The organism is Nitratidesulfovibrio liaohensis, assembly GCF_011682075.1.
Lineage (GTDB): Bacteria > Desulfobacterota > Desulfovibrionia > Desulfovibrionales > Desulfovibrionaceae > Cupidesulfovibrio > Cupidesulfovibrio liaohensis.
Genome location: NZ_VSMK01000193.1, coordinates 1 through 4,991, shown reverse-complemented (window position 1 = coordinate 4,991; position 4,991 = coordinate 1). Strand labels below are relative to the sequence as shown.

The 4,991-nt window shown below is 69.4% G+C and carries 3 protein-coding genes and 1 pseudogene; 1 reads left to right on the top strand and 3 read right to left on the bottom strand.

Annotation, left to right across the window (positions count from 1 at the left end):
• Positions 1 to 590 (top strand): annotated as a pseudogene (locus tag FVW27_RS07745) (hypothetical protein); the annotation flags it as partial.
• 243 nt (positions 591 to 833) lie between these two features.
• On the opposite strand, the gene FVW27_RS07740 reads toward FVW27_RS07745, so the two are convergent.
• The 3 genes from FVW27_RS07740 to FVW27_RS07730 form a co-directional block, all read right to left on the bottom strand.
• A complete protein-coding gene (locus FVW27_RS07740) occupies positions 834 to 1,592 on the bottom strand; it encodes a type 1 glutamine amidotransferase domain-containing protein (protein ID WP_167124089.1) in 759 nt (252 codons plus the stop codon).
• Positions 1,593 to 1,889: 297 nt separating this feature from the next.
• Positions 1,890 to 3,206 carry a hypothetical protein gene (locus tag FVW27_RS07735; protein WP_167124087.1) on the bottom strand — a complete coding sequence of 439 codons (1,317 nt, stop codon included), beginning with the start codon at positions 3,204 to 3,206 and terminating at the stop codon, positions 1,890 to 1,892.
• 237 nt (positions 3,207 to 3,443) lie between these two features.
• A partial coding sequence (locus FVW27_RS07730; RefSeq protein WP_167124085.1) for a malate synthase G occupies positions 3,444 to 4,991 on the bottom strand: 1,548 nt, incomplete at its 5' end.

Below are 4,991 nucleotides of genomic sequence, written 5' to 3'. Positions count from 1 at the left end.
CCCCGGCGAGCCGGACCGCCTGTCCGCTGCTGGCCCGGACGCCACAGATGGCGGATGCGGGCGTCGTAGGCACTGCCGTCCGGCCCGGCACGGCGGACATGGCCGACGGGACCGCAAAGGCGGATGCGTCTGGGGCATCTGGTGAACCCGGCGTATCCGGCGCATCTGGCGCATCTGGCGCATCTGGCGCGTCCGGCGCGTCCGGCACAACAGGCGGACCCGGCACACCGGGCATACCGGAGGAACCGGGCGAACCGGACGAACCGAGTGGGCGGTGCATGCTCTTTGCCCGCCGTCCGCTGCGCTGCCGCCTGTCGGACATCCCCCCGTCCATCGGCCCTTCCGGTAGCGACCCCGGCGACGGCCCCGGCGCGGGCGAACGGCTGTGGGTCGAAATGCTGGAACAGCCGCTGGAAGACCTGTCGCGCCGCACCTTCACCGCGCTGGCCGGGTGCGAGCCGTCCGGGGATCCCCCCTGTTTCCCCCTGCCGGAGGTGCTGTCCGGCCGCTACGTGCAGACCGTGTTCCACGCCATCGCCTGCCTGCTGCGACCCACAGCAAATGGCAATGGCGGCAACGGCCCAAGGTAGCCACCGAGGCGACGGCAATCCGCCCCAAGGCCGCGCTGTCACACACCATCACCCCGCAGCGCAACTGCCAGCGCCACTCGGCAGGCATTCGCCGTTTCCCGTCCCTCTTTCTGCCACCCGCACCGCAGACACGGCAAAGGGCAGGCGGTCACACCGACCCACCTGCCCCTGCCGTTTTCCTTTCCCCGGATTGACGGAGTTGCCGCCCTGTCACGGGGCCACCCGTCCGCCCATCGCCCTGGGCTACGCCCCCGATTCCCCCGGTTCCCCCGGTTCCCCCGGTTCCCTGACGGGTTCGCCCGAATACGGCGCGCAGCCGCACGAACGGGCCAGCACTTCCAGCACCGTCCTCGCGGTGCGCTCTGACGAGGCCGGGTTCTGCCCGGTCACCAGCAGCCCGTCCGCCACCACGTGCGGTTCCCACAGCGGGCCGCGCTCGTACCTGGCGTCAAGGCGGGTCAGCTCGTCCTGCAACAGGAAGGGCACCACCTGCGAAAGGCCCACCGCGTCCTCTTCGGCGTTGGAGAACCCGGTCACGTTGCGCCGGGCCACCAGCGGCTTGCCGTCGGGCGTGGTGGCCCGCACCAGCACGGCGGGGCCGTGGCACACCGCCGCCACGGGCTTGCCCGCGCGGTGCATCTTCTCGATGATGGCCAGCGAACGCGCATCTTCCACCAGGTCCCACAACGGGCCGTGCCCGCCGGGGTAGAACAGCACGTCGTAGTCCTCCGGGCGCACTTCGGTCAGAGGCACGGTGTCCTTCAGGGCGGCCATGGCCGCCGGGTCCGCCGTGAAGCGGCGGGTTGTCCTGTTCTGGGCTTCTTCCGTTTCACTGCGGGGGTCCACGGGGGCGGCGCCGCCCTTGGGCGAGGCCAGGGTCACCCGGGCGCCGGCGTCCGTGAACACGTAATAGGGCGCGGCCAGTTCCTCCAGCCACAGCCCGGTCTTGTGGCCGGTATCGCCCAGCCTGTCGTTGGACGTGACGATCATCAGCACTTTCATGGCAACCTCCCTATGTGACGGCGGCATGCGGCCAGCCGTGGCCAATGCGGAAAATTCCGGGACGAACGGCGTGCCGCCGGGCCGACTTTCGGAAACGGCGGGGCCGATCATCCATTATCGCAAAATAGTGAAGGCAGGGGGAGGGAGCAAGGGGAAAGACGGGGGGCGGGCCGCCGGGGGGCGAAACGGGATGCCGGGGACAGGACGCAGGAACGCCGCCGCCATGAGGTGCGGCGGCGTCATTCGCAGGCGGCGCGTTGGCCGCACGTGGCCCCGATGCCCGCTTTCGTCCCGATGTCAGACCGCGCCTCCCGCAGTGCCTCCGCCGGAACCCGCCGCCCCCTTGTCCGAATCCGGGACCGGGCGGAGAACCCGCGGGGTATTGCCTGGCGTGTCCGCCCGTTCCGTACCTTCCGCTTCCAGCCGCTCGTCCAGGTTCAGCCGGTCCAGCAGGTCCAGGGGGTCTGGCGGGGACGCTGTCGGCTGTTCCGGTGCATGTTCCGGTGCATGCTCCGAAGGCTGTTTCGGAGGCGAGGCATCCCGGTCCGCTCCGGCGGCCTTGCCGGAACGGACGGCCTGCGCGGGATGCGGCCTGGACGCGGAGGGCGCGGCCCTTGGCGAAACGCTGGCCCCGGCAGCGGTCCCCGTGGTCCCGCCCGCGTCCGCCTTCGGGACGGGCAGTTTTCCGAACGTGGCGGGAATGAAGTATTCCGAACAGCCGAAGGCAATGCTCACCACCACCGTCTTCAGCACGTCGATGCTGTACACGGTGGCCCCGCCCTGCATGCCGCCCCCCTTGCCCAAGGGCAGGAACAGGTCGTTGATGTTGAACAGCGAGATGATCTTGGCGTTGACCAGATAGCACCCCGCCAGCGCCCCCACCGCACCGATGAGCATGCGGTTGCCGATGTACCAGGCCGACGCGTACGACTCCACCTCGCGCAGGCGCGACGTCTTGAAATAGTTGTTCATGCGCAGGGCCACCGTCACCAGCGCGCCCGCGCAGCCGCCCGCCAGCGCCAGCAGCATCACCTGGCCGATGCCCGGCCCCCGCCACGGCACCCCCGCAGACCCCATGCCGCCGGGCATCCAGTTGACCAGCCACCCTGCCACCATCCAGAACACGGCGGCAGCCAGGGCGGACAGTTCGGCATGGAACAGCATGACCGCAAAGGTGCCCAGCATGAGCCACACGAGGTACTTGCAGGTGCGTTCCAGCAGCCACTTGCGCCGCTCGCGCTTCTGCGATTCCAGTTGCAGGTCCACAAGGATGCGCGCGAACAGTTCCCGTCGGCACTGGGACGACATGGGCTTGGGGTCCACCTCGGCATAGAATCCCGCCGTGCCCGGGTCCATGATGCTGCGGGCCTGCGCCAGCAGCCTCTCTATCTCGATGAGCACGCGTTCGTCGGTATGGAACGGGGCAAGGCTCTGCTCCACGAAGTAGGCATCGTCCCACGAGAAATCCGGCTTTTCCAGGCGGGCCGCCACGGCGGCGTGCACCTCCGTGCCCCTGAACGGGCCGCGCGCCAGCAACCCGGCCTGTGCCGACAGGGTAGTGCGGAACTGTTGCAGGATCTTGGTATCCTTGCCACAAATGTTGGCATCCGACATGACGGTTCCCATCCCCGCCGGGCGCGGCCCGGCCCGTATGCGCGTGCGCCTTCCCCTGTTCGCGCCATACCGCAGCCCCCGTGCAGCGCCATTATTTTCCGACCAACCCGGCGGTCGGCCCGCCCCACGACGAAAAGCCCCGCCGGAAGCTGTCTTCCGGCGGGGACAATCATATCAGGCGTGTCGGGTGTGTCGGGCGTATCGACGTGCCCGGGGCGGCGGCAGACGCCATTCGTCCTAGAGGATGCCGAACTTCGCCTTCGCCTCCTGCCTGCGGGCATGCAGGATGGGTTCCGTGTAGCCGGAGGGCTGCTCGCGCCCCAGCAGGACAAGGTCGCAGGCGGCCTGGAAGGCCACGCTGGCGTCAAAGTCCGCGCTCATGGGCCGGTAGGCCGGGTCGCCCGCGTTCTGGCGGTCCACCACGGCGGCCATGCGCTTGAGCACCGCCACCACCTGCTCGCGGGTGCAGATGCCGTGGTGCAGCCAGTTGGCGATGTGCTGGCTGGAAATACGCAGGGTGGCGCGGTCCTCCATCAGCCCCACGTCGGTGATGTCCGGCACCTTGGAGCAGCCGATGCCCTGTTCCACCCAGCGCACCACGTAGCCAAGGATGGACTGGGCGTTGTTGGCCAGTTCCTCTTCCACCTCTTGCGGGGTGGGGCGGGATGCTGGCTGCATCAGGGGCAGGGTCAGCAGGTCGGCCAGGGTGGCGCGGCGCTGGCCCGCCAGGGTCTTCTGCACGGCGGCCACGTCCACGGCGTGGTAGTGCATGGCGTGCAGGGTGGCGGCGGTGGGCGAAGGCACCCACGCGCAGTTGGCGCCCGCCTTTGGATGGCCGATCTTGGTTTCCACCATCTCGCGCATCATGTCGGGCTTGGCCCACATGCCCTTGCCCACCTGGGCACGCCCGGCAAGGCCGCAGGCCAGGCCCGTGTCCACGTTCCAGTCCTCGTAGGCGATGATCCAGCGTTCGCCGCGCATGGCGTTCTTGCGCACCACCGGACCCGCCTCCATGCAGGTGTGGATTTCGTCGCCGGTGCGGTCCAGGAAGCCGGTGTTGATGAAGATGACCCGCTCCGCCGCCGCGCGGATGCACTCCTTCAGGTTCACCGTGGTGCGGCGCTCCTCGTCCATGATGCCTATCTTCAGCGTGTTGCGCGGCATGCCCAGGGCGTCTTCCGCCATGCGGAACAGCTCGACGGTAAAGGCCACCTCTTCCGGCCCGTGCTGCTTGGGCTTGACGATGTACACCCCGCCAGTGCGGCTGTTGCGGTGGCTGGACGTGCCGCGCAGGTCGTGCAGGGCGATGTAGGCCGTGGCCATGGTGTCCAGCATGCCTTCGGGAATTTCCTCGCCGGACCGGGCGAGCACCGCGTCGGTGGTCATCAGGTGGCCCACGGTGCGCACCAGCAGCAGGCTGCGGCCCGGCAGCGAGAACGCGGCGCCGTCCGGCCCGATGTACTCGCGGTCGGGGTTCAGGGTGCGCAGCACGGTGCGCCCGCCCTTGGGAAATTCCGCCGACAGGTCGCCCCGGAACAGGCCCAGCATGTTGCGGTAGGCCAGCGCCTTGTCCGCGCCGTCCACCACGGCCACCGAATCCTCGCAATCGAGGATGGTGGTCATGGCCGCTTCCATCACCACGTCGCGCACCCCGGCGGCATGGTCCCTGCCGATGGCGTGCGCACGGTCGATGCGGATTTCCGCGTGCAGCCCGTGGTTGCGCAGCAGCACCGCGCCGTTGCCCCCGGCGGGGTCGCCCGCGTGCCCGGCGAAGCGAGCGGGGTC

Excerpts from the sequence above, each read along its gene's own strand:
- FVW27_RS07740 (WP_167124089.1), bottom strand. The coding sequence starts at position 1,592 with ATGAAAGTGCTGATGATCGTCACGTCCAACGACAGGCTGGGCGATACC.
- FVW27_RS07735 (WP_167124087.1), bottom strand. The coding sequence starts at position 3,206 with ATGTCGGATGCCAACATTTGTGGCAAGGATACCAAGATCCTGCAACAG.